Raw genomic sequence first — 24,297 nt, 5'->3', positions numbered from 1 at the left:
GCCTACCTTGAAAAGAGGCCGTTATCGCAGATAAACCTATTGTCATGCAACCACGCCAAAGATTCGACCTACAACTGCTGTTAATACCATCGCAAGCGCCCCCCAGAAAGTCACTCTGATTGCACCTACTGTAATAGATGCTCCGCCAACACGTGCGGCAGTAGCGCCCAGTGCAGCAAGGAATAGTAAAGATAAAGCTGCGACAGCAGGTATAAGTTGCTCACCATGTACTAACCAGGCAACTGCTAAAGGAAGTGCAGCACCTAAAGTGAAAGCAGCCGCCGAAGAGAATGCCGCTTGAATGGGCTGAGCATTAACGCTTTGTGAAATTCCGATATCATCTCTGGCATGAGCGCCAAGAGCATCGTAAGACATCAGTTCCTCAGCAACTTGTTCAGCTAGAGTTGGTTTAAGGCCTCTTCTTTCATATATCTTTGCGAGTTCTTCTTTTTCAGACTCGAAATTCTGTTCCAGCGATTTTTTTTCAATGGCGAGGTCGGCGTTTTCAGTATCTGACTGAGAACTAACCGAAACATATTCACCAGCAGCCATAGACATAGCCCCAGCCACTAAACCTGAAGCTCCAGCGAGAAGAATACCATCGTGGGAAGTGCTAGCAGCTGCAACGCCAATAATAAGGCTTGCAGTAGATACAATTCCGTCATTTGCACCAAGTACTGCTGCACGTAACCAACCTACGCGTTGTGAGCGATGTATTTCACTATGAATCATATATTTTTCGATGAATCATTTTGCAGATAACGATTAAACAGCAGGCTAAGACATGCAGAGCATAATCGTGAAACCACATGTGTATTTGTTTCAAAGACCGAAGGAAGTGATTTTAGCGTGTTATTAAATGTCATCCAGAACGGCCCGCCATGATTGAACGCCATCATAAAAGTTATATAAGTTGATATCACAAATATACATGGCTATAAAACCAACCACCATTATTGTTTTGGTCCGGCCACCTTTATATTAGGGGCTGGTTGACCATCGTTCTATAAAATTCATGAGCTCTGAAAATACCAATTTAGCTTTTTGTGGTGCGGAATCTGAAAAACTATGAGTAGCTCCATCAATTTACTTTGAAGCATGACCATACACTATCAAGTGGTTAATGATTGCATGAGATTCGGAGTTTCCCATAAGCTCATTGGTTAGTTCGTTTCCACCCCAGTCTTCGGTCATGAAATGGTCATGAGCTTGTCCAGACTTTTCTGCTTCTTTAGCAATTGCCACTAACCTATTTGCAAGCCAGCGTAACTGTTCTGGAGAACCGTGGATATATATCTGTTCAGCATCCTTATCTTTCTCAACTGATAGCATGAGATTCCTATTGGCTTAAACTACTTACCATAAAAAAATGACCACAATTTTGATCTAGCTTGGTGATATTGATGCCAGCTTTTGGGTTTTACTTTACAAAGAACAACACCAACAATAAGTAAAATAATGGGAGCGAGCAAATACGTGCCTTTAGCTTCCCGATCATTTCTTTCCATACCATTAACGATGACCGTAGCTTCTGGGTCAAAAATCAATTCCACTGCCGCATAGCCGAAAATTAGGCTGCCACCGATAAATAGTAAACCCACTAGTCGAGTCAAAAATATAAACACTCTTAAAGGAAATTGCATTCGAATTTTTCCGTTCACATAAGGTCCGCATAGCGAGCAAAAATACGTAGGCGACAATACCAAGCAAAGCACAGGAGCCTTGTGTATTTGTCCCAGACAGCCTGCGAGCGCGTTAATGCGATTTTTAGGAAACGCTTAGTTGCGCTTCTAAATTGTTTACCAGGGAACTTAAGGGTAAGTCAAAACCAGTTAAGCCTTTACCACTTAAATTTAGATTCACCAGTCTGCCTTTCTCGTGAAGAATAGGAATCATATGTTCTTTAAAGTCACTCCAAACCATTCCCCTTGGTTTAATTTCACTCAGCAATTCTGGAGCTAACTTCTTAAGCCTTAAAATTCTAGATTTTGAAGACCATACCGGGAAAGAGACTTTATTGTCTGATACTTCAAACTCAAGTGTTGTGCCATCTGGAAACTCTCCAAACCACAATACCTGTTTTTCAATAACCTCTTTATAAAACTTATCTATTTGAGAACCGGAACTCAACTTTCCTAGTCTCCTAACTTAACACTAAGGGGCACTGGCTGTAGTGCATAATAGCGAAGCCGCCAGCGTGTATGCGTACTTTAATTATGTTCTGATTATTCCTGTCTGCGGAAGGGAGCTCTGAGAAAAGGGTTTTTACCGAATTTACCCGCATACCAAAAGGCCCATGAGAGCATTGATATTAAAATAGCTTTAGAACAACCTACTAATACAGTAAAGATATTAGGTAAAGCAACTAAGCTAGAGACAAATAGTGCGATTGCGAAAAAGCCACAGCTAACAGCTCCGAGCATTGCACATACTTTGATAAATGGATGAAAACCTTTGCTTTTTTTATTCATTAAAATTCCTTTTTTAATACCTTAGATGCACCTAACAATAAGCTAACGGGCGCAGGCACTTAGGACATAATGGCTAGTCCGCCCTGCGTGTCTGCGTCCCAGCGAACGTGCTAAAATATTTCGTTAGGAGGCGTTGCTTGATACCTCCATGTTTTTGTATCCGATCTTGGTTGCAACAAGTATAACGATTATAGTAATTAAAGCGTCATAGATTGATATAGAGGAAATATAGTCTTTTCCAACAAGCAACGTAATTACAGTAGTTGATACTAACACGTTGAAAAAATAAACGACGAAGGCGTGAAGATACGGATTTTTAATTACACCTGTAGCAAACCACCAGAAAACCACGAATGTTAACGCGCAACCTGCAATATATGATGTAGTAAGAAATGTTATATCAGTAATAGCGATATTGGAACGACCAAATATTAAAACCAAAATTGCGACACTGAATGCGGGCAAAATAATAGATAAAGGGATAAATACAAACATCCTATTATACTGCAACATTCCCTTGTCTCCCAGTGAGCCTCGGCACACGACTTTATTTTTTGTTATGTTTGCCTGCTGAGTTTTAAAAAAGCTAACTAAATATAACCGCCTATTTGCAACTCTACACAAAAAGCAAAAACAGCAACAATAGCAAAATAGGGAAGAAGATAAGACCTTTTACGATTTCACTGTTTCTGCGCTTTTTCCAAAAACGTTTTTGTTCATCTTTTTCCTTCACGGACAGCCAATGTTTGCAATGAGGGCACTGATTGTCGAGGTACATTAAGAGCTTGCACTGTGGGCATTTAGCCGACGGAGCTACAGAGCCGTTACCCCAAATTGTTGGTTTTTTAAAACTCATAACTCACCGAAGAATATAACGCCGCGTTAAGTAGTGAGCGACGCCTACGTCTAACCTAAACCATTACACCGTAAACACAAAACTCAATTTGAACCAAGAATGCCATGCGTTGCGAATCTGCCTTAAACGCTTTGCTATGCGTTCATTCTATGTGCAGGGCTGATTCTGGACATGATAACCATATCTATATACCGTCCACTTTTGAAGGTACTCAAACGCTTAATGCCCTCAGTTTCAAAGCCTACCTTTTCATACAGAGCTTTGGCTGAAAGATTATCAGCATGAACCTCTAATTCAACCCGAACTAAATTAAGCCAATTATCAGATTGATTGATTGCTTCATGCATCAAGGCTTTTCCGACACCTTGTCCGTGGCTTTCAGGGTGAACAGCGATGGCAATAGAAGCAGTATGCTTATCCCGAACTTTATCCGTTAGGAATAGCGTCACGTGTCCAACCACCTTACCATCAACTTCTGCGACTAACGTGTATTGATTTGATGCTGAAAAGAGATTTGAAACTTGCGAAGAGCTCAAAAAAGGAAGTTGTGATGTATTTGCCATTACTTCCGTAAAGCTATAAATATTATGAAGATCTTTGTGATCAAATTCTTCTAAGTGTCTAATTTTCAAGTTACATCCTTACTGTAATATCTGCCGAACGCATAAACACCCCAAGAAGGGGCAATTGCACGTGGGTTATAATACGGAACGAAGTGACGGGAGCCCACGTGTTATTGTCCCGCTTACTTGATACTAAGCCTATTGCTAAAGTTGATACGACCCATTAATGCATAGAATGCCAAGAGTTAACAACGTTGCCGGTGCTAAAATTACATAGAACCAGTGTTTTATTAACACCTTATTACCCACGATTGATAGCTGTAATTTGTCATTTACATCAAAGAGCATTGTAAGAATGCTGGTATCGCAAACATAACTAGTTGGTCCAGAAGCCGGATGCTCGAAGCTGAGCTTCAAAACCTTCGCTCTACTTGAGCGTGTTTCGGTACTAGCGTTACGGAAGATTTTGTCTACAACAACCGCATTTACTGTTTTCGCCCGATATATAAATAGAATCCTATGTAACAGCAAAATAGCTGAACCAACTAATAAGGATATTCCGATAGTTAAGCAATAAATTTTCATAATCTAATCATGAACATAATGTGTTTGTTATACCTACTATATCAATTCGCCTAACCATGGGAACGCGCACCAACCAAGCCAGCAAAAAAACAATATCCTAAATACCAAAGAGTTGTTCAAACTAGGTTTTCGGTTATTAGCAATATAGGCTGCAATAAGTGAAACGATGTAAATGCCGTTAAATAAATACATAAACAGGGTGTGCTTTAAACCCTGATATTGAATACCGTAATCGTAAGAAACAAACAAAAATATTAGTGATAACAAAACCAGTAAAACGCTAATACCAGTAAATAAACGACTGATTTTGAAATTTTCATGTGCTGTTGAGCGTGTACTGAGCAAGAAAAGAAGCGCGTTGGGCAAAGAGGCTAATAACAACATTAATGGACCTGGTAAGGCTAGAGCATAAAGCATGAATACCGGAATAACTACGGTAAATGAATAAGGAGAGTAAATTTTGGGATATCCAGCAGTCATAGTAAGTGCACCAGTGGAAAGAACCAAAAGGAAATCCCAGATAGATTTTTATTTTAATACTCATGCGATCCTAAGTGGGTATAAGGTCCGTTCTTGATGCGTTTGTTATATTTCTATTTCACCACTTTCGGCGGTAAATAAATAGTAAATTCATTAATCGGTTCAATCAGCACACTATGAGGGGTTTGTTGTTCCTCTTGAGTAACCAAACCTAAACGAGATAGTAAACCAAAGCTAGCAGACTTTAGGTTTGCAGAAGATACTTCTAATTGCTTATGCCACACCCTATACGTACCTAATTTACCATCACGACGATGATAAAAACCAGCTAGAGGATGTGTTATGTATACCAAACCTGTTTCTGTATCAGGGAATCCTGACAATTCAATTTTGGAGTCTTTGGTTTGTGTTAATTCAACATTAGCTGGAGCCCAAGTGGCTTCTGTCGTCATTTTGTATTTACGGTATATTTGTTGAGATTCATCATATTCACATTCAAATTTAACTTCGCCACTATACCAAGGTAAGTTCCAACAAAGTCTTGGTACTGCAAGAGTCCATGAATCTAAAGTCGTACCAAGAAACCAAACGCATCGCTCATTTGTTTCTTGATCGATAATATAGATTCGGTAGTTTGTTTGTCCCATTTTGAACTTAGGAAATGGTATAACAGCAGATGTAAAATCTACATCGATAAAAGGAACTACGGAAATTAAAGCTTTTTCTTCACCATTAATTAGTAAAGTATCTAGTTTAAAACGTTCGGGAAAAAGCCCATCAAACCTTGAAGGATCGACTGCATATGTGATGATCGCAAAATGTTGTAATTTACAGAGAACGTCAATCCCTTTGGGAGAAGGTCTTGGGTGAAGAAAGTCGTTTAATTTTAATGAATCCAACGCCGAGCCATCCTAGAAATTGGTCTTACCCACTAAAAGCGGACAAAAATTGTGGACTAAAATGTTGAGGAACGAAACATAGCCCGCTGTTTTGGTTCTGACTTAATGCGCTTGTTATACGTTTTTATACAAATCATGTAAGTATTCTTTTTCTGGGTCATTTAGCAAAGTATTACCGTGAGTTAACTTCAAGTTATTAGTGCTACCTGATTCAGAAATAGATCGTACGCCATCTAATACACACAAAAAACCAAAGGCAGATTCATTTACAGCGTCAGATATAATACTTTTTACCATATCCTTATCAGAGTCACTTAATGAATTAAACCAAGCCGATTGTTTAACCAAGTTTTCATCAGCTTTTCTACCTGGAGGTGATTTCAAATTATTTATTGTATCTTCAATAGCAGATGTCGATACAACATCTTCGATTACGGTAATAAATTCAGAGTTATTCACCAAGCCTCCTGTAACGTATAACTTTCCAATAATGGGCGCGGACATGTGGGGCATAATGGCGAAGCCGCCCCGCGTGTATGCGTCCCAGGAGACGTAGTGAGTGACTTAATTTGGTTGTTAGGTGCGCGACTAAACTGTTTCATATAGTTTTTGCTCCACTTGATGGTAAGCATTAATTTGAGATACTACGCTGCTTACCTCATCAAATGAGAATTTTGAACCGAAGTACAATATATATTTCTGATTTTCATCATCCATAACCCTGAACTCACAATCAACATCAAATTTTTCAATTAGCACATCATCTATGTAATCAATATGTTCGTAATCTAAAAGCTTAATTGCAGCGCCATACTGAGTATCTTGAAACACTGTTATTTCTGAAAGTAGATACTGAAATTGATTTAACACTCTAGCTACCTAACGGCCCGCATAACGGGCAAAAATACGTAGGCTATAATACCGAGCGAAGCGAGTGTTAATGCGTTTGTTATACGCAATTTGCTACATTTGTAGCGCATTGCTACAATGTGGTGGTGAACTATTAGGAGATATGTTATGGCAACAGCAAGCGTAAGACTAGACCAAAATTTAGTTGAGAAAGCGGCTATTATGGGCAAAGCACTAAACCGAACTATGCCAAAACAAATTGAGCATTGGGCAAAGATAGGCGAAATGATGGAAGATAATCCCGAATTATCATATGAATTCGTGAAACAGGCAATTATTTCCAAAGCTGAAAAAGAGGTAGGAAAATTGGAGCCTTACGATTTTGGCTAAGATTACCAGTGTTTTACAGACAGCTAATTTTAAGAGAGCAGTAAAGAAGTTACATCAGAATCAGAAAAAAGACTTGGATAAAGCTGTAAAGGAGTTGATGGATGATCCTCTTTTAGGAGAGCAGAAAAAAGGCGACCTAGCTTTTCTTCGCGTGTACAAATTCAAGATGGTTAAGCAGTTAACTTTACTCGGTTACAGCTACGAGGATGGCACAGTAATACTTGAATTGATAGCACTTGGCTCTCATGAGAACTTTTACCGCGATGTTAAAAAGTTATTCTGACCAATTGGGTATAACTTTTAAATAAGGGGCGTAGACATGTGGGGCATAATGGCGAAGCCGCCCCGCGTGTATGCGTCCCAGTGCGCCTTGGCGCACGACTTAATTTGTTTGTTATAACTACTTTCCACGTTTGCTTACTATCAATTTGTAGGTAAGCCCTAAAACTACCAGAGCAACAAACAAAAATACTACACCAGCCAAGTCTTCGCCTTCCATTCTGAAATTGCCAAAACCAATGAACTGATTCTGGCTGTTAGAGCACGCGCCAACACCGATCCAATTTTGAAGCAGCGTACCACCACAAAGAGTGAACGTGCCTACTGTCTTAATAAGCAGTGCCAAAACAATAAGAAATATAAGAGCTACAGATCCAAATTTTTTCATTTGATGTTTCAGTAGTTATAACACCCACATAACGGGCAATGACACGTAGGCTAAAATTGGAGCGAAGCGACTGAGCCTACGCGTTATTGTCCCAGCGAGCCTGCGAGCGAGTTTATGTGATTGTTAGCTGCTTTGCTCCGTTTTTCGACGGTGTCCGAGTATAAAAGAAGGGATGGCACCAATGAGAAATATAGCGATTGCGACCCAAATCGTTAGTTGTGTCTGGCTACCACTAAAAACTTTGTCTTCGGTTCGGGCAATATCAGATTCAACCTTTTCCAGCTGCTTCAGTATATGATCATATTTTACGTTCGCTTCTCTGATTGTCGCTAGAGTATCAGGATCATCTCTCAATATTGATAATATTTCGACGTTCCTTTCTTCTACATCGTCAATATTTTTTTTCAGGCTATTAATAGCTGATGAAACATCGAACGTACTTACTCCGGCGTGATTGTTGATGACCGAGTGAATATCTTGTATTTCAGATTGCAAATGAGCAATGGTCACCGCCTGTATAGTATTTTCTTCATTCAACTTCTTATAACTCTGTAAAAAGTCAACCCCAGGTATCGCTATTAGAGCTACCATCCCACATATAGCTATACCTATAGTCATTATACGGTCAAAAAAATCTTCTAACATTTCCATCATTACTACATTCCTCGATTAAAACACCTGTGCAGCGAACGAAGTGAGTGAGTGTTAGGTTGTTGCGACATTAGCTATTTCCAACCTGAAATAAACTCTAGTGAAATCTTGGTGTTTTCATAAGCTTCTGGGACATTTCCGATTTTCACGTTAACTTTATAGTTTTCAGTCCCAGAAGGAAAACTGTGAATATACATAACATCTGACGTTGATATTGGTTTAGAGGCTGGGTCGAAAGAAACAGCCCTATTTTTCATTTTTTCATCCGAATACTGATAGCGCGAATGCCATTCAAGGTCATTTGCCCATTGGGCCTCACCTAATTCAACCATTCTCAAATAATGAGCATTAAGGGGGGAGCTTCTATAAAAGTATGTAACATTATTTTTGCCGATTATTCGTACTTCTAGAGTTGTATCCAATTCATGAAAGTTTACAGGCTCGTCATTTGACAATCTTACGCGAAGAAATGACGTGTCGTGAGAGCCGTATCCGTTAATAGAAAAGCTATATTCACGATTTGAAGCGAAGTCTTTTTGCGGCAAAATTAAAGAATAATTCTTTAGGAACCATCCTGACTCGTTGTACTCACCATCGCCTTTATATCCACAGGCTGTGAGAAAGAAAGGCAAAAATAAAATCCATTTTCTGTTCAAAGTGACTCCGTTTCCTAGAAACCTAACATTCACATAAGGGGCAGTAATACGTGGGCTAAAATCCGAGCGAAGCGACAGAGCTTTTAAGGAAATCTGTTTCTATTAAGAATAGTGGGCGTGGTGGAGCGATTAAATGGCATTATTGATTAGCACAATCAATTGGTAGTGTTGAACTGCAGCATTTAATTACATTATTAATAGGCGTAGATAAATAACCAATACGATTACCCATCTACGCGCTAAGAAAAAAACTCTCTAAAAAATACGGCCTACGAAAAAAGCCCGTTAGCTATTGAGTAGAGCTTGGGCAGTGGTTTCATTGGTAATGAGTGAATTGATAAGTTTAGATCGCAACGCGCCTAATATAGCGTCTTTCTTATTCATACCTGCCGCAATACCCACAACTGGCTTATCAGACGCTAGGGTTAATTTGCTACTGGTTACTCTTCGATTTACTTCGCAATCCACAATAGCGCCTTCACGATTGTAAACCCATCCGATGACCTCTCCAGTGGCCCCCATAGACGACAAGCTTTGCGTTTCGTTATCGTTAATGAAGCCATCAACATGCAGTGGCGATGTGTTGCCTAAATTACCAATGCCTACAAAAGTAATGTCTGCTTGTCGAGCCAGTTTGTGAATTCGCGCAATGTGAGCTTGTTGATGCAGTTGCTCGCGTTCAATTTCAGAACCCGCAATAACAGGCAATGGCATGGGGTAATGTTGGGCCTTTACTCTATCGGCAATGTGTACTGCAACATCATAGCGGGTGGCTTCACCATTGTTGGCAATATTCCCTACCAAAGACACAATTTTGTGCTGCGGGCAGTTCATTAATGCTAGTTCGTCAGCACACGCGCGTAAAACGCGGCCAGTACCAAATGCAATAGTTTGTGGTGAGTCAGATTTAAGCGAGCGCTCTATGGCACTGGCTCCTGCTTGCCCCAAGCCTAAGGTAGAGTTTTCGTCGCCAACCACAGAGGGCACGACTTCACAAAATTGCAAACCGAAGCGATGTTGAATAGTTTCAGCTAACTCCATGCAACGGGCAATAGGATGCTCGAGTCGCACCTTCACGAGCCCTTCAGACATGGCCAGCGCCACTAAGCGCTGGGCACTTTGTCGAGAAGTATTTAAACGTTTCGCAATTTCGTCTTGTGTCTTACCGCCTACATAATAAAGCCAGCCAGCACGAGCGGCTTCGTCGAGACGTTGATTTTCTAGTTGTTGTTTTTTACTCATTTATTCTTGTTCCATCAATCAGATACCAACATAGGGTAGGCTTGTATAAAGTTATCCCAATGTGAAATGGTTGTCGTGTGGTTTGTTGGCATATCCTTTAAATGACTTCCCCCCGTGTAATGAATAACCTGCATGTTTGCGGCAATACCAGCCTCAATGCCCGCAGGGGAGTCTTCAATAACAATACAATGTTTAGGCGCAACACCCATTTTTTCAGCCGCGTATAAAAAAAGGTCGGGGGCTGGCTTCCCATTTTTTACTAAAGAGCGTGTAAATATATTGCCAGTGAAATACTGGCTTAAACCAGTACAAGATAAGGCGTACTCTGTGCGCTCGGGCGAACTGCTAGTAGCAAGACAATAGGGAACCGTTAGCCTAGATAGTAGGCTTTCAATGCCCAGAGTAGGCATCAAATTTTTAGCAAAGCTTCGCTTCAGCAAAATATGAAATTCATCTTTAATTTGAGTGGTGACAGTCAGGCCAAAATCATGATGAATTTGTTGTTCAACATGTTGCATACTTTTGCCAAGAAATTTGCTGATAAAATATTCCGCGTTAATCGACACTCCATAAGTCTCAAGTAAGCGCTGCCAGCTTTGCATCGACAACATTTCACTATCAATTAACACGCCATCACAGTCGAAAATGACAAGGCTGCTTTCAATTGTCATGTAATTCCTTAATGCATTCCAGATACGCATGTACTCCACTAAGAAGCATTTTTACGTACAAGCCCGAGAATAAACCAATTCAAGTTTACCTAATTAAGCTATTTAGCTCTACGAGTAAAATGAAGGGAAAGCCCTTTGGGGCAACACGTTACAACTGGGGGAAACAACGCCTTTTCAGGTTATTTTTCATCATTTCTCACCATTTTTGTCAGTAGGATACTTCCACTGAGGTAAATGAGGAAAGAGTATTAATCAGGCTGCCAGGCCGTATCACTTCAAAATACTTATTTTACTTACGCATAACATATCGTGCCCTTACCGAGTTTTTAAGTCAACAAGCCCCTATAGGCATAGTAATAACAGTTAAATTCAAACAAAAATGAACCTACAAGTAATAACATTTATTGGATAAAAATTAACTTGTTAACCGAATTATAACGTTAGGCTTGTTAATTCCGTTTACATTTAAACATCGATATGTAAGTATTGCCCCGTGAGAAATAACTCACGGCTGTGGCAAATGCTCATTTGGGTTAACGGTTACTGAGCCAAACCTAAAAATTTCCAATTATGTTTTGGGTGAAGGCGTCGTTTTATGAGTGTTAACGTACTGATAATAATATTCATAACAAGTGTAGTTTTGGTAGCTAGCAGTAAAATGCACTTTGGACATACCAAAGCGGTGAATAAAGTAGCGAGATAGAAAATGAAAACAGATTCAAGCAATGTCGACATTGCACAGATAGGTGACGAGCAACTCCCAGTTGCAAAACACCAATTGAAGGGCTGGAAGCACTTCATGGGACTTTATGCTGGTGAGCACGTTGCAGCCACCGAGTTTGTGTTTGGTGCTACCTTTGTTGCCTTAGGCGCAACCATGACCGACATTCTGTTTGGTTTACTTATCGGTAATATATTAGCGGTACTTAGTTGGACGCTAATCACTACGCCCATCGCCGTAGATACACGCCTAAGTTTATATACTTACTTGCATAAAATTGCGGGTGATTCGATGACCAAGCTCTATAACTGGGCCAACGTCATCATATTTACCGTTATATCTGCCGCAATGATAACCGTATCAGCTACGGCGGTCAGGTTCGCATTGAATATTCCCGCCCAACTTGATTGGTATCCAACGAACCTGGCGTTTGTAGGTGTTGTTGCAGCGGTTGGCGTCATCGTGGTGTTTGTCGCCATGTACGGCTTCAATGCGGTGTCTGATTTTTCTCGTATTTGCGCACCTTGGTTATTCACTATGTTTGTGTGTGGTCCATTAGTGCTAATGCCAGCATTGGCTGATGCAGTAATTGGTCAAACATTCTTAACAAGTTGGGCTGACTTCATGCACATAGGATCTGTGTCGGTATGGACTGGTTTAACCCCCTCTGGTGAACAGGGTATTGGCTTACTCGAAGTTATTGGCTTCTCTTGGGCAGCAAATACAATCACCCATTTTGGTTTGATTGATATGGCTATGCTTCGTTTTGCTAAACGTAAAGTTTACGGCCTTACTACTTCTGCTGGTATGCTTTTCGGTCACTATGTGGCATGGATTTCTGCAGGTATTATGGGGGCAGGTACTGCTATTATCGTCCAAAAATCTATTACAGAATTAGACCCAGGTGATGTCGCCTTCCACGCATTAGGTCTATCAGGGTTGGTCATTGTTATTGTTGCTGGTTGGACAACCGCGAATGCTAACTTGTACCGCGCGGGCTTAGCAGCTCAAGCTATTTTTAAAGATAAATCTCGAATTAAAACCACCGCCACAGTAGGCATGGTTACCGTTGTTATCGCGTGTTTCCCATTCGTATTTACTAAACTGCTTCCCTTATTAACCTATGCTGGATTATTAGTAGTTCCTGTTGGCGGTATTGTATTCGCTGAACACGTCATCTTCCCGCGTATTGGTTACACTCGTTATTGGGCACATTTCCAAAACTTAACCCACAGCACACCTGCAGTAGCGACCTGGGGATTAGGGCTTGTATTTGGATTTGGTCTTAATGCATTGGATGTTATTTCATTCTATTACCTGTTTATTCCAACGTGGATATTCACCATTATTGTCTACACCTTGTTGGCAGCAAAGTATGGTGCAAAGCGTCAATACGTTGAAGAAAAAGCAGAAATGGATGCTTTCGATAAAGAAGTTGAAATTCAGCAGGAGCGTCAAGGCGCTGAGATTCCAACACCTGCAATAGACACGTCAATGTTATCGAAATTACTAAAAGTTGTGTCTTGGGGTAGCTTATTGGTGACGACGTTATTAGCCATTAATGCCTTCTCGTTAAGCCCAGATGTAGCCAATTACGAAAGTAACAGAGAGATGTTCTTTAACTTGGCTTTCGTATGCACAATTATTTACTTTACTACTGCTTACTGGTCAATGCGTCGCCACAAAGCACTTGCGAAATAGAGGTTTTTTATGCAACCAGCAACTAATATGCGTTTGAACCGTACTGCGTTATCTTCTCTTGATGAGAGCATCGCTGTACCTCAGTACGATGTATCTCGTGTAGAAGCCGGTATTGTTCATGTTGGCGTGGGCGGCTTCCACCGTGCCCACGAAGCCATGTACGTAGATGCGTATATGAACGTAACAGGTGACACTTCATGGGGTATATGTGGGGTAGGGCTGCGTGAAGCTGACCGTCATATGCAATCACTTTTAAAAGAGCAAGACTACCTTTATACATTGGTAGAAAAGCACGCAAATGGTGAACGTAAAGCCCGTGTAATTGGTGCCCTTACCGACTTTTTAATTGCGGGCGATAGCCCCATTGCCATTATTGATAAAATGGCGTCCGAGGCAATTAAAATTGTTTCGCTGACTATCACTGAAGGTGGGTATAACTTCGACCCCACTACAGGCGAATTTATTGCACAAAATCCTGACGTTCAGCACGATTTAGCCAATCCAGAATCGCCAAAATTAGTGTTTGGCTATTTAACGGCAGCACTTAAAAAGCGTAAAGAAATGGGCATCGCACCTTTTACGGTGATGTCGTGCGATAACATTCAACATAATGGTGATGTACTCAAAGCCATGTTGTTGTCTTATGTTCGTCTTGCGGATACCGATTTTGCTAATTGGGTTGAGGAAAACGTAAGCTTTCCTAATTCAATGGTCGATCGTATTACTCCTGCAACGACTGATGAAGACAAAGCGGCATTAGTTGAATCAGGTATTGAAGACAGCTGGCCTGTAGTATGCGAACCGTTCGCTCAATGGATTATTGCTGATAAATTTTGCAATGAACGCCCAGCGTTTGAAGATGTTGGTGCACAGTTTGTAGACAATGTGGCACCTTATGAAAAATTGAAGCTAAGAATGCTAAACGCGGGTCACTCTGTGTTGGGGTTAACGGGTTCACTTGCCGGGCTTGATACAATTCATGAAAGTGTAGCCCAAACGGAACTTCGTTCTCTGCTAGCAACCTTCATGGTAGATGAAGTAATGCCAACCCTAGATCCGGTTGCAGGTATTGATGTTCACGATTACAAAAATATTTTACTAGCACGATTTGCAAATCCGTACATTAAAGATTCACTGTCCAGAATTTGTTTGGAAAGCTCAGCAAAAATTCCTGTGTTTTTGTTACCTACCATTCGTGAGAACTTAGCAAATGGTGGAAAAGTTGATATTAGTGCCCTAATACTTGCAGCGTGGAGTTTCTATTCAGATAAACGCACGTCGCAAAAAGGTACGCCGCTCGTTATTCAAGATCAACTTGCTGATGAATTGCACAACGCTGCTTCACGTTACCAAGATGATGCTTTGTCTTTCTTGAAAGTGACCAGTGTTTTCGGTGATTTAAGTGATGAGGCAGGCTTCACGCCTGTATATCAAGGCTACTTGAGCCGAATTTATAACGGTGAGTCTATTTTAGAAATAGCTAAATCGCTAACAAGTGCACCAAGCGAGCCAGCGCTCGTCTAGTAGATACAAAGAAAAGAGGCGACCTTGTGGTCGCCTCTTTAAGTGCAGATTACTCTGCAACCATGTTGAATCTTTTCACATGGTATGTGAATTTTTTATTTGTAAACGTCCGCTCAGGGCTGCTTATAATCTACCGCTCAAGACTGCTTATAATCTTCCGCTCAAGACTGTGGCAATTTCGTTACCTTCCAAACCATTCTCAGCAACCCATGCTTGCAACGTCTTACCGTCTGTTTCTGGTGCTGATAAATCACTCTTTGGCATCTTTTTAACTAGCAGCGAACCTGCTTCTACAGCGTTGCTCAGCATTGCTGTACGTATCAGGCTGTTGCCGCTACAGCTAACACCCGAATAATAATCTTTTAGTTTAAGGCGATAATCTGATTCTACAGAACGCATTTTCTTGCGTAGCTCACCTTTATCATCTGCTTGTACGATAGTACAAATGTTTGCTAATGCTTCGTTTACGTTGGCTTGCGCCATGCCAGATACACCCAAAGTTGCTGCGATAACTAGCGAAGTTTTAACGATTTTCAACATGGTCAATTCCTCGGTTTAATTTAAAAGTATGTTCGTTCGTTGGGTTCTATTAAACGCAAAATTTTTGAGGTTAGAAAGCCTTGGTCTAATACTAAGGTATACAGTTTAATATCTAAGTGGCGTTGAAAGGGTAAGCGCAAAAAAAAAGGCACACCACTAGAAGAGGTGTGCCTTAGGGAATAACGAGTAAACGTTAATGGCTTTTAAAGTGGCTCGACACTTCCATAATCTGCTCACGCATCCACATATGGGCGTAATCGTGATCTGCACTTACGTGCCAATATAAGAAGTACTCTACGGTAGGTAGATCGAAAGGTAATTCATAAATGGCTAAGTCGTAGTGTTTAGCTAGATGAAATGGCAAACAAGCTATAAGGTCGGTTTTCACAATTGTACTGGGCACAGTTAAAAAGTGTTGGCTTCGCATAACTTCTTTACGGCGTTTACCCATTCTATCTAGTGCTACATCAATAGGGCCGGCACCTGATTTACGTTGCGACACATTAATGTGACCTAAGCGTAAAAAGGTGTCTAAATCTAAACCGTTCTTTAACGCAGGGTGGTTCTTTCGTGCTAAAACCACAAATCTGTCTTGCGCTATTTTTTCTTTGCATAAATGCGGATCGCTAAATGTGGACGCATCGGCGAAGAAATCTAAGGTACCGCTGGCCATCGCAGATACGATCTGACTACGAGGAATTTCGTAATTAGTTAGGCTAATATTGGGCGCTAGGTTTTGTAACCGCGAAACCAGCCTTGGCATTATGCTAACTTCTAGCAAATCTCTGCTAGCAAAGTTAAATGCCTTTTCTGCAGTTAAAGGGTCAAACGTATGACTCTCTTGCACGCTTTTTCTTAACAAGGCTAAGGCTTGTCTCGCAGGTACAATAATATTCTGTGCAACCGGGGTGGGTGTCATGCTATGACCGGTTCTTACGAACAATGGGTCGTTCAGCATTTCCCGTAAACGAGCCAGTGAATTACTCACCGCAGGTTGTGTAATACACAATACATCAGCTGCTTTTGTTAGGCTTCCCGCAGTATATATGGCGTCGAATACGGCGAAGAGGTTTAAATCAATTCTATTAAGATTCATTGCGCAATCCTTGTCTGGCGAGTGCCAGTATGAAAATACCAAAAAGTAACTGGCGAATTCTTTGGTTAATATTATTTTTACCTTATTGTAACAAGGTTATTTATAAATACCTATTATTAAAAGTTAATTGAAATATTCAATACATCAATAGTACTGTTCGTCTTAAATTAACTACCATTGGTCAAAAAATATGAAAACACTCATCGACTTAGAGGTTGGGGAAACCCTTGAACAAGCTGAATGGCTCACCATTTCGCAAGATATGATTAATCAATTTGCTGAAGCTACGGGTGACTATCAATGGATACACCTTGATACTGAACGGTGTAAAAAAGAGAGCCCATTTAGAACTACTATTGCGCATGGCTTTCTCACCGCGTCGGTTATGCCTAAGGCCTTTGAAGGTGTACTTGCTGCATCTGACGAAATTGCATCAACCATTAACTATGGTATCGATTCATTACGTTTTTTGGAGCCCGTGAAATCAGGCGATGCAATCAAATATCACTTCAAATTGGTAGAAGTCGTCAATAAACCTGCTGGTAAACTATTTAAAATGGAATCAAGCTGCGTGCTGGCCTCGTCAGGCAAACCAGCACTGGTGGGGACTTTTCTTATGTTGGCAGTAATGCAACCTAGCGAGTAATAAATTCGCTGTGAGTACACTATATTTTTACTGTGTACTCTACTGGCTAGGAGGCTCGCCTGCGTTGTTAGGGATGTTGGTAGTTTGAACGTCAATACGCGGGCTCTCTTGTTCGGTATTAATGGCGCGTATTGGATAGGGAATAATAATACCTTCTGCGGCATATCGCTTATGTAATGCCTTTATGAATGCTGATTTTATAAAGAAGCGATGGAAGTACTCTTTTGCTCTCAACATCACCGTGAAATTGATGCTGGAATTATCAAAAGTGTGGTACACCACGAAGGTATCGTAATCGTCAACTCCCCATTCATGGGAAACCAATATTTCTTTGGCTACCTCAAGGGTGACTTTCTCTACGTGCTCAAGATCAGAGTTATAATGTACACCTACATCAACCGGTACTGATAACTCTTTACTCGGGTAGAAATAATTAATTATCTTAGATTCAGCTAATACACTATTTGGTACAATAATAGTGTTGTTGGGTAACATTTTTATCCACGTGGAGCGCCAACCAATACGCTCTACAAAACCTTGCTCTTTACTCTCTAATTCAATGAAGTCGCCTACTCTAATAGGCTTGTCCATAACCAGTTGTACCCCTGAAAAGAAGTTCTCTAGAGTGGGTTGAAGGGCAAGCGCAACGGCAAGCGATGTGATACCTAACGACGCGATAATAGGGGTAATTGAAATGCCTAACGTACCCAACATTATTAATATACCAATACCTACGATAAGGCCTTTCACTATGCCTTTAATAATGCCCGTGCTACTTCTAAGTGAATCTGAGCGCTGTGTTTGATTGGCAAGTAACCCAACAGCAAAACGATTTAAGAAAAGAATAGCGGCAGTGATCAGTAATATTTTAGACGCAAGGGAAATTGAGCTCGCATAGGACGCGTTTACAATACCGTACTTGTCGAACAGCCAGTTTAAAATCCAAATATCGATGACGAAAATAAGGATAGTGAGGGGCAGGTTTAAAGAGTGTGCCAGTAACGAGTCGTAGAAATGTGAGGTGCGATCGGTAAGCAACAAAAACTTTCGTAGAAAGATGCGCTTAATTAAGAACATAAAAAGGTTCGCAATTATCACAGTAAAGGTGATAACTAATTCAGGCACTAACAGTAAGCCTGCAAAGTCAACTTCTGGCATGGCTATCCCTTGACCAATAACATACAAATACGCGACAAAGTCATTCACACTAAGACCGATTTGAAATCAATGCGTGAATATACACACTTACATGCAGCAAATAACGTTCCAGCCAAGTTTACTCAATTGAATCTAGAGAGTAATTAAGAGCATCGGGGTTTATTATTATCCGCAAAGTCGTTGATTGTTATTACTATAGGCCTTTCAACACGGGGAGTCGCGACATGTTTGTGATTTCACTTGAAAGGAGTGTCAGTGTTAGGCCGCGAAGAAGTAAGCTGGGAAGTTGTTTGATTCAACGCCAAACAACTGCACTAAGTTAGTGCGAATCGGTTTTTCTTTTATTTTTATATTTTCATCTTCAAATCGTTAAAAAGACATACCAATTGCAAGACCGGCAACCACAGCGCTTTCATGGTTTCTATGATAGTCATAGTGCAGTTGCGGCGAGACCGTAATACCAGATATCTCGAACTCATATAAAAAACCTAATCGTGCAACTTCCATTTTATGGCTACCGTGAAATTCTACCCCGGGGCCAATCTGGGCGATAAAGCGGTTAGTAATGTGAAGGTCCGCAACCAGTAAATACGTGTAGGCGTCTAAATCTTCAAATGCATATTCGGCAACGAAGCCAAGCCCCAAGAAATCGCTAATACGGTATTCATAATCAATACCTAGGGTAAACGCATTACCGCACTCTTCTGTATACGTTGTGCCTACAAGGGCGGAAAGATGATGAGGTGATGTTTGCCAATGATGAGCATTTCCTTTTGCAGCAACAGTAGGGGCAAATGCCAAGGCTGTAATCAATCCTGTAGCTATTTGTAATCGCATGGTGTGCTCACTACTCTTTATGGTGTATTCCTAGAAAAACGTTTCTAACACTCCCTAAATCGTAGGTAAGATATTAAAAGCTTACCAATGAACTTTAGTTGAAATGCACATAAAACAGATAAATTAGTCATTCCACTTCTATTACTTAAATAGGTAAACTCTAGGCAAGGGATGCTGACAAGAAGGGCAACTGAAAGCTCATCTAGAGGCAATAACAAATTAATAGTAAGGAGCGCTGCGATGAATAACGAAGAAGAAACGACTAAGTTCCTGGAGGCTTGTACTACTCAGCTTGTTAGTTTGTACAACGCAAGTAAAGAGGGAAAAAACGTAGATGCAGATAAATACCGGGTGCAAGGGTTTATGCATGCAGGCGAGCTTCTTGGGGTAATAAGCAAAGGCGAAGGGCAGGCGCTTATCGCTGACTTACACTTACAGGTTTTTGGAGAAACCATTGACGAAAGAGCAAAAAGAAAGAGTAAACTGGAAGCGTTAAAGGCGTCAGATCCAGATGCCTATATTGAAATTCCAGCGATAGAAAGACGTTAACTGGCATTAAGCATTTGTATTGTAAGCCACGACTATAGGTGTCTACAGCGTGGCCTAAATAGAATATTCGTGTGAAATTAATTAGATGCGTCTTCAGCACCTTCTTCAATCGCTTCACCAGCGCTTTGAATGTCTTCTCCCGCACCTTCTACCGTTGCACAGCCATTCATACCTACTACAGCAGATGAAAACAACAGGGCAGTGAAACTAACTCTAAGTAATTTCGATGTTAAAAATGACGACAAAACTGACTTTTTCATGGCATATCTCCTGGTTTAATAATCAATGTTACTTTGATGCTTTACTCATCACTTGCTTCGCCATCCGCATCTGGTTGATCGCCAGAACTGCGAGTTGGACTAGATTCGGTTTCTAATGTGGTCTCTTGCTTTTCAAGCATATTGTTAAGGTTATCGCTTCCCTTTGAATTAAAATCCAATGTACGAATAGGGAAGGGAATTAAGATATCGTTTTCTTCCAATACACGTTTAACAGTGCATATCGCTTCGTGGCGTACCACCATAAAGCCGGGGTCGCCTGGGTAACGTATCCAAAACCAAAGCAATAGATTAATACTAGAATCACCAAATGACGCTGCGTAAACCGCCGTTTCGTCTTTCTTTATTACATAGTCTTTTTCATTCATAGCGTCGGTAATGACTTCGGCGGCTTTTTCAATGTCATCGGCATAGGAAATGCCAACAGGAACCTCAATACGTCTAATACCTTCCACTGAGTAATTAGTTAAGATATTTCTAAAGAGAATTTTATTGGGAATGATTTCACGTTGCCCGTAAAAGGTAGATACCAAGGTGTTTCGCAGGTTAATTTCCTCTACCGTACCGAAAACCCCCTCAGCTTTAACCACATCACCGATTTCGAATGGTTTACGAATACCCATCGCAATTCCCGCAATAAGGTTTTCCGTCATATCTTGAAAAGCAAAGCCGATGGCCAAACCCACAATACCTGCACCGGCAAGTAATGAAGTAACCGTTCCCTTAAGGCCAACAAAATCCAGCGCAATGAAAATACCGAAGATAATAATAAGCGACTTAATAATAGAGGTAAGTAATTTGGCGATTTGTCGAGACTCGAATGCTCTTCGCATTACCTTTCCGACAATATTTCCGACTACTTTTGCCAGTATTCCGAAAACAATAGCGATTAATATTGCTACTACAAAGTTGGGTAAGTGCTTAATTCCGCTCTCGATCCAACCCTCAAGCTTCTGGTTTATCAGTTGGTAAAAGTCATCAATATTCGGAAAATCCATAGAACTCTTTCATTTAGCAAACAATATGCAGTGTCTATTCAAGATTTATTCCGTCATGGTTTTGCTTTAACTTTATGTTTTGTAAGCGAAAATTAAATCGGTTGTTTTTGGCGGTGAAAAATTGATAAGCAAAAAATACAAGAGTGGGAAATAACTACGCAATAACTAAATGAATTTTATAGGTGTTAGACAAAAGTTCATGTGGTCTGACCATGTGTAAAATTAATGTAAATATATTATTCACAATAAATTTACAAACTATGTGATGACGCTTAACATCAATATTGCAGGTCAAAGATTGTTCATTGACCTTTCACAATAACAATGAGAAATCGTCCAGCCTGTTGCTAGCGGAAAAGTGTGGGTTTTACCGGTAGTGATGCGCCCAGATTTGGAATCACACTATGAAATTTAAAACGCGTAAGACTGCAGTAGCTGCCTTAGTCAGTTCTGCCTTATTTTGTTCTCCTTTTTTAGCGTATGCGCAAGATGCTAACGAAGAAGTTGAAGCTGAATCTAAAAGTAAAAAAGATGTAGAGTTAATTCTCGTTACAGGGAGCTTTGTTCGTCGCAGTGAGAACTTTGAGTCACCTTCACCATTAGCGGTAGTAGACAGCGTTGCTATCGATTCAATAGGTGCTAAAAACATAGCGGATATCACGCAAACATTAACGATTAATACTGGCGCAGAGAACAACCCTGATGCCTTTACACAAAACGCCACAGCCGGCACCTCAAACATTAACTTACGTGGGTTAGGTGTTGCATCTACCTTAGTATTGTTAAACAACAAACGCCAAGTGGTAACCGCTCAACCTACTAACGAAGGGTTAAATTTCGTAGATACAAGTTCACTTGTACCTATGATTGCCATTGATAGAATGGAAGTCGTAAAAGACGGTGCATCGGCCTTATACGGTTCAGATGCGGTTGCAGGGGTGGTTAACTTCATTACCAAACGTAATTACGATGGTGCGATGGTCAGTGTAGATTATCAAGACGGCGCCCATGGTGATAACAAAGAATATATATTTCAAGGTTTATGGGGAGCAACAGGCGACAATGGTAGCGTACTAGCAGCCATAAGCTACACGAACCGTTCACCGTTATTTTTAAGTGACCGACGCTTAAGCCGCCCCGAAGACGACACCAGTGCGTTAGGTAACCCTGCCTCCTACTTTGTTACTATTCCAGGCGCTGGGGCGTTACCTATCATTGACCCATACGGGTGTGAGGAGTTTGGTGGTGCACCAAACTTACTTGCCCCTAGTGGCACAATTCCTGGACTAGAAGTTGGATTTTGCGGCTTCGATTTTGGTAAGTTCTATTCTTATGTTGCCGATGAAAGTCGAATTAATTCTTATGTAAGAGCAGACTATGAGTTTGCTAATGACATTACATGGACAGCTGAGCTTAGTATGGCGCGTAACCGCGCTGAACGTGGCGGGGCGCCAAGTTTCCCTATTTTAACATCACCGATTGTTCCTGATTACCACCCTCAAAATCCATTTGGTCAGTCTGTTGCCTTCTTTGGCCGTGCTGAAGGAAATGGCTTCGATGGCGATCCGGCAAACACAGAATCAGACACTTTTAGATTCAGCACCAACTTACAAGGTGTGACTGACAGCGGCTTCTGGGAGGTGAGTTATACCCGTGCAGTGAATGATTTCTTATTCAAAGTACCTGATGTGCTAAACACTGAGTTCCAGCTTGCCCTATATGGTTTAGGTGGCTCGGCATGTGATCCTATTGCAGGAACACCAGGCGAAGGAAATTGTGAATTCTTCAATCCTTTTGCTACTTCTTATTCGTCAGCACCTAACTCTGATTACGTGGTTGATTCGTTCACCGGCACAGAAATCATAGATTCAAAAGCTGATCTTGAAGTGTTCGAAGCATTTACTTCATTCGATATCTTTGAAATGAGTAGTGGGTTTGCCGCGTTAGCAGTAGGTGTGCAATATCGCGAAGAGCAGTTAAGCCAAGATTATGATGATTTGGCTAACCAAGACAGCTTCACCTTCGTTATAGGTAATCCAGATATTGATGGAAGCCAAGACGTATGGGCTGCCTTTGGTGAACTTGCTTTACCATTAAGTGAAGATTTAGACGTTCAACTTGCCGTTCGTTATGAAGACTACGGCGGTAGCATTGGTAGCACAGTAGACCCTAAACTTGCTGTGTCCTATCGCGCTACCGATGAGTTTTCACTACGGGGTTCGGTGTCTACATCGTTCAGAGCACCTACCGTGTTCTTAGCACAAGGTGGCGCTACGTCACTACAACAGCTTATCGACCCAGTACAAGGGGCTACAGCGTTTGTTGCAGTAAGAACCTCAGGTAACGAAGATCTAAAACCAGAAGAATCTACCGCATATAATATTGGTTTTTCATACGAGCCTTTCAGAGATTTCTCTATTGAGCTTGATTACTGGAACTTTGAGTTCAAAGATTTAATCATTCAGGAAAATGCGCAAGCAGTATTAAATCTTGACCCTACCGATACCGACCGCATTATTCGTGCTGGCGACCCGTTAAATGGCCCTGTGTTACAAGTTAACAACACTTACGTGAATGCAAGTGAGATGGAAACGTCGGGTATCGATTTTGTGACTAGTTACAAGATTGACACTGAGTTTGGTAGTTTCACGCCGTCTTTAAACGGTACCTACACCATGAAATATGACCTGATGGATCCGCAAGCGGGTAATATTGACGGGGCAGGGCGCAGAAACTTCAACAATATCGGGGTTTCTTCACCTGAACTTAGAATGAACTTCGGTCTTGCGTGGAAAAACGACATTCACGCGGCTAACTTATTTGTTCGTTACATTTCTTCGTACGATGATGACCAAAACTGCTCAGATGGCACTACAAACTTAGGTGCCTGTACAAATGGTTTATACGAAGTAGATAGCCATGTCACAGTAGATGCTCAGTACAACATCGACTTAGGTTCGCTATTTGAAACGGAACAAAGTTATGTTGTCACTGTAGGCGGATTGAACTTATTTGATGAAGATCCTCCTCAGTTGTTTACCAATAGTGGTTTTGATTCAAAAGTGCATGACCCCCGTGGGCGTCAAATTTATGCACGGTTAGCGGTAGAGTTTTAAAACTCAATCTTCTTAACCAAACAAACCTAGCGGCCTATGTTAAGTGTTCATGAAAATGCGCATCCCATAGGCCGCTTTTTTATGTAAAGAATTCTCGCCAACATCTGCATTTTTACTATGACACTTTCTTATCTAAAAAGCTGAATTCACAAA

Annotated in this window: 28 protein-coding genes; 7 read left to right on the top strand and 21 right to left on the bottom strand. The window is 41.0% G+C overall.

Annotated features, from left to right (window positions below):
- Positions 1-42 precede the first annotated feature (42 nt).
- The 10 genes from AV939_RS11370 to AV939_RS11310 all read right to left on the bottom strand — a co-directional run bounded on the left by AV939_RS11370 (position 43) and on the right by AV939_RS11310 (position 6,685).
- A complete protein-coding gene (locus AV939_RS11370; protein WP_061997679.1) occupies positions 43-732 on the bottom strand; it encodes a VIT1/CCC1 transporter family protein in 690 nt (229 codons plus the stop codon).
- A gap of 354 nt (positions 733-1,086) precedes the next feature.
- The gene (locus AV939_RS11365; RefSeq protein ID WP_057791307.1) at positions 1,087-1,332 is read right to left on the bottom strand and encodes an Imm32 family immunity protein; all 246 of its coding nucleotides are present in this window, start codon (positions 1,330-1,332) and stop codon (positions 1,087-1,089) included.
- A 20-nt stretch (positions 1,333-1,352) separates the two neighbouring features.
- Positions 1,353-1,643 (bottom strand): hypothetical protein, encoded by a 291-nt coding sequence (locus AV939_RS11360; protein WP_057791309.1) that lies wholly within the window; start codon positions 1,641-1,643, stop codon positions 1,353-1,355.
- A 124-nt stretch (positions 1,644-1,767) separates the two neighbouring features.
- Positions 1,768-2,130: a DUF2750 domain-containing protein gene (locus AV939_RS11355; RefSeq protein WP_057791312.1), complete on the bottom strand. Its 363-nt coding sequence runs from the start codon at positions 2,128-2,130 to the stop codon at positions 1,768-1,770.
- Positions 2,131-2,225: 95 nt separating this feature from the next.
- Positions 2,226-2,471 (bottom strand): hypothetical protein, encoded by a 246-nt coding sequence (locus AV939_RS11350; protein ID WP_061997678.1) that lies wholly within the window; start codon positions 2,469-2,471, stop codon positions 2,226-2,228.
- A gap of 990 nt (positions 2,472-3,461) precedes the next feature.
- A complete protein-coding gene (locus AV939_RS11335; protein WP_057791320.1) occupies positions 3,462-3,959 on the bottom strand; it encodes a GNAT family N-acetyltransferase in 498 nt (165 codons plus the stop codon).
- A gap of 552 nt (positions 3,960-4,511) precedes the next feature.
- Entirely contained in the window at positions 4,512-4,955 is a 444-nt protein-coding gene (locus AV939_RS11325) for a hypothetical protein (RefSeq protein WP_057791325.1), read from the bottom strand.
- A gap of 113 nt (positions 4,956-5,068) precedes the next feature.
- On the bottom strand, positions 5,069-5,854 hold the full coding sequence (locus AV939_RS11320) for a DUF2071 domain-containing protein (protein ID WP_057791327.1): 786 nt from the start codon (positions 5,852-5,854) through the stop codon (positions 5,069-5,071).
- 114 nt (positions 5,855-5,968) lie between these two features.
- Positions 5,969-6,313: a hypothetical protein gene (locus AV939_RS11315; RefSeq protein WP_057791329.1), complete on the bottom strand. Its 345-nt coding sequence runs from the start codon at positions 6,311-6,313 to the stop codon at positions 5,969-5,971.
- A gap of 129 nt (positions 6,314-6,442) precedes the next feature.
- Positions 6,443-6,685 carry a hypothetical protein gene (locus AV939_RS11310; RefSeq protein ID WP_145974493.1) on the bottom strand — a complete coding sequence of 81 codons (243 nt, stop codon included), beginning with the start codon at positions 6,683-6,685 and terminating at the stop codon, positions 6,443-6,445.
- A 186-nt stretch (positions 6,686-6,871) separates the two neighbouring features.
- On the opposite strand from AV939_RS11310, the gene AV939_RS11305 reads away from it, so the two are divergent.
- The gene (locus tag AV939_RS11305; RefSeq protein ID WP_061997675.1) at positions 6,872-7,093 is read left to right on the top strand and encodes a TA system antitoxin ParD family protein; all 222 of its coding nucleotides are present in this window, start codon (positions 6,872-6,874) and stop codon (positions 7,091-7,093) included.
- Positions 7,086-7,376 carry a type II toxin-antitoxin system RelE/ParE family toxin gene (locus AV939_RS11300; RefSeq protein WP_061997674.1) on the top strand — a complete coding sequence of 97 codons (291 nt, stop codon included), beginning with the start codon at positions 7,086-7,088 and terminating at the stop codon, positions 7,374-7,376. Before AV939_RS11305 ends, AV939_RS11300 begins: the two co-directional genes overlap by 8 nt.
- A gap of 117 nt (positions 7,377-7,493) precedes the next feature.
- On the opposite strand, the gene AV939_RS11295 is transcribed toward AV939_RS11300, so the two are convergent.
- From AV939_RS11295 to AV939_RS11275, 5 genes are all read right to left on the bottom strand, one after another.
- Positions 7,494-7,760: a hypothetical protein gene (locus tag AV939_RS11295; protein WP_061997673.1), complete on the bottom strand. Its 267-nt coding sequence runs from the start codon at positions 7,758-7,760 to the stop codon at positions 7,494-7,496.
- A 123-nt stretch (positions 7,761-7,883) separates the two neighbouring features.
- A complete protein-coding gene (locus AV939_RS11290; RefSeq protein WP_061997672.1) occupies positions 7,884-8,414 on the bottom strand; it encodes a hypothetical protein in 531 nt (176 codons plus the stop codon).
- 71 nt (positions 8,415-8,485) lie between these two features.
- Positions 8,486-9,067, bottom strand: a complete 582-nt coding sequence (locus tag AV939_RS11285; protein WP_061997671.1) for a hypothetical protein — start codon at positions 9,065-9,067, stop codon at positions 8,486-8,488.
- A gap of 285 nt (positions 9,068-9,352) precedes the next feature.
- Complete coding sequence (locus tag AV939_RS11280; RefSeq protein ID WP_057791423.1) at positions 9,353-10,309, bottom strand: sugar-binding transcriptional regulator; 957 nt, start codon at positions 10,307-10,309, stop codon at positions 9,353-9,355.
- A gap of 14 nt (positions 10,310-10,323) precedes the next feature.
- Complete coding sequence (locus tag AV939_RS11275; RefSeq protein ID WP_082746051.1) at positions 10,324-10,980, bottom strand: HAD family hydrolase; 657 nt, start codon at positions 10,978-10,980, stop codon at positions 10,324-10,326.
- Between the two features lie 706 nt (positions 10,981-11,686).
- On the opposite strand from AV939_RS11275, the gene AV939_RS11270 reads away from it, so the two are divergent.
- Positions 11,687-13,402: a purine-cytosine permease family protein gene (locus tag AV939_RS11270; RefSeq protein WP_057791426.1), complete on the top strand. Its 1,716-nt coding sequence runs from the start codon at positions 11,687-11,689 to the stop codon at positions 13,400-13,402.
- Positions 13,403-13,411: 9 nt separating this feature from the next.
- Entirely contained in the window at positions 13,412-14,926 is a 1,515-nt protein-coding gene (locus AV939_RS11265) for a mannitol dehydrogenase family protein (protein ID WP_057791428.1), read from the top strand.
- 147 nt (positions 14,927-15,073) lie between these two features.
- On the opposite strand, the gene AV939_RS11260 is transcribed toward AV939_RS11265, so the two are convergent.
- Positions 15,074-15,466: a DUF3718 domain-containing protein gene (locus tag AV939_RS11260; protein WP_013783799.1), complete on the bottom strand. Its 393-nt coding sequence runs from the start codon at positions 15,464-15,466 to the stop codon at positions 15,074-15,076.
- A 193-nt stretch (positions 15,467-15,659) separates the two neighbouring features.
- A complete protein-coding gene (locus AV939_RS11255; RefSeq protein ID WP_013783800.1) occupies positions 15,660-16,562 on the bottom strand; it encodes a LysR family transcriptional regulator in 903 nt (300 codons plus the stop codon).
- Positions 16,563-16,752: 190 nt separating this feature from the next.
- On the opposite strand from AV939_RS11255, the gene AV939_RS11250 reads away from it, so the two are divergent.
- On the top strand, positions 16,753-17,208 hold the full coding sequence (locus AV939_RS11250) for a MaoC family dehydratase (protein WP_061997669.1): 456 nt from the start codon (positions 16,753-16,755) through the stop codon (positions 17,206-17,208).
- Between the two features lie 39 nt (positions 17,209-17,247).
- Here AV939_RS11250 and AV939_RS11245 read toward each other — a convergent pair whose 3' ends face one another.
- Together AV939_RS11245 and AV939_RS11240 are read right to left on the bottom strand one after the other, a co-directional pair.
- Positions 17,248-18,366, bottom strand: coding sequence for a mechanosensitive ion channel family protein (locus tag AV939_RS11245; RefSeq protein ID WP_197427705.1), 1,119 nt, complete (start codon positions 18,364-18,366; stop codon positions 17,248-17,250).
- Between the two features lie 369 nt (positions 18,367-18,735).
- The gene (locus tag AV939_RS11240) at positions 18,736-19,203 is read right to left on the bottom strand and encodes a hypothetical protein (RefSeq protein WP_057791433.1); all 468 of its coding nucleotides are present in this window, start codon (positions 19,201-19,203) and stop codon (positions 18,736-18,738) included.
- A 240-nt stretch (positions 19,204-19,443) separates the two neighbouring features.
- On the opposite strand from AV939_RS11240, the gene AV939_RS11235 reads away from it, so the two are divergent.
- Complete coding sequence (locus AV939_RS11235; protein WP_057791435.1) at positions 19,444-19,752, top strand: hypothetical protein; 309 nt, start codon at positions 19,444-19,446, stop codon at positions 19,750-19,752.
- 77 nt (positions 19,753-19,829) lie between these two features.
- Here the strand turns inward: AV939_RS11235 and AV939_RS11230 are convergent, their stop codons facing one another.
- On the bottom strand, positions 19,830-20,012 hold the full coding sequence (locus AV939_RS11230) for an entericidin A/B family lipoprotein (RefSeq protein WP_061997668.1): 183 nt from the start codon (positions 20,010-20,012) through the stop codon (positions 19,830-19,832).
- 41 nt (positions 20,013-20,053) lie between these two features.
- Positions 20,054-21,028 carry a mechanosensitive ion channel family protein gene (locus AV939_RS11225; protein WP_057791441.1) on the bottom strand — a complete coding sequence of 325 codons (975 nt, stop codon included), beginning with the start codon at positions 21,026-21,028 and terminating at the stop codon, positions 20,054-20,056.
- A gap of 404 nt (positions 21,029-21,432) precedes the next feature.
- On the opposite strand from AV939_RS11225, the gene AV939_RS11220 reads away from it, so the two are divergent.
- The gene (locus AV939_RS11220) at positions 21,433-24,144 is read left to right on the top strand and encodes a TonB-dependent receptor plug domain-containing protein (RefSeq protein ID WP_057791443.1); all 2,712 of its coding nucleotides are present in this window, start codon (positions 21,433-21,435) and stop codon (positions 24,142-24,144) included.
- Positions 24,145-24,297 lie beyond the last annotated feature (153 nt).

It is taken from the genome of Alteromonas sp. Mac1, assembly GCF_001562125.1.
In the GTDB taxonomy this organism is placed as follows: domain Bacteria; phylum Pseudomonadota; class Gammaproteobacteria; order Enterobacterales; family Alteromonadaceae; genus Alteromonas; species Alteromonas stellipolaris.
This window is presented reverse-complemented; position numbering and strand designations above follow the sequence as displayed.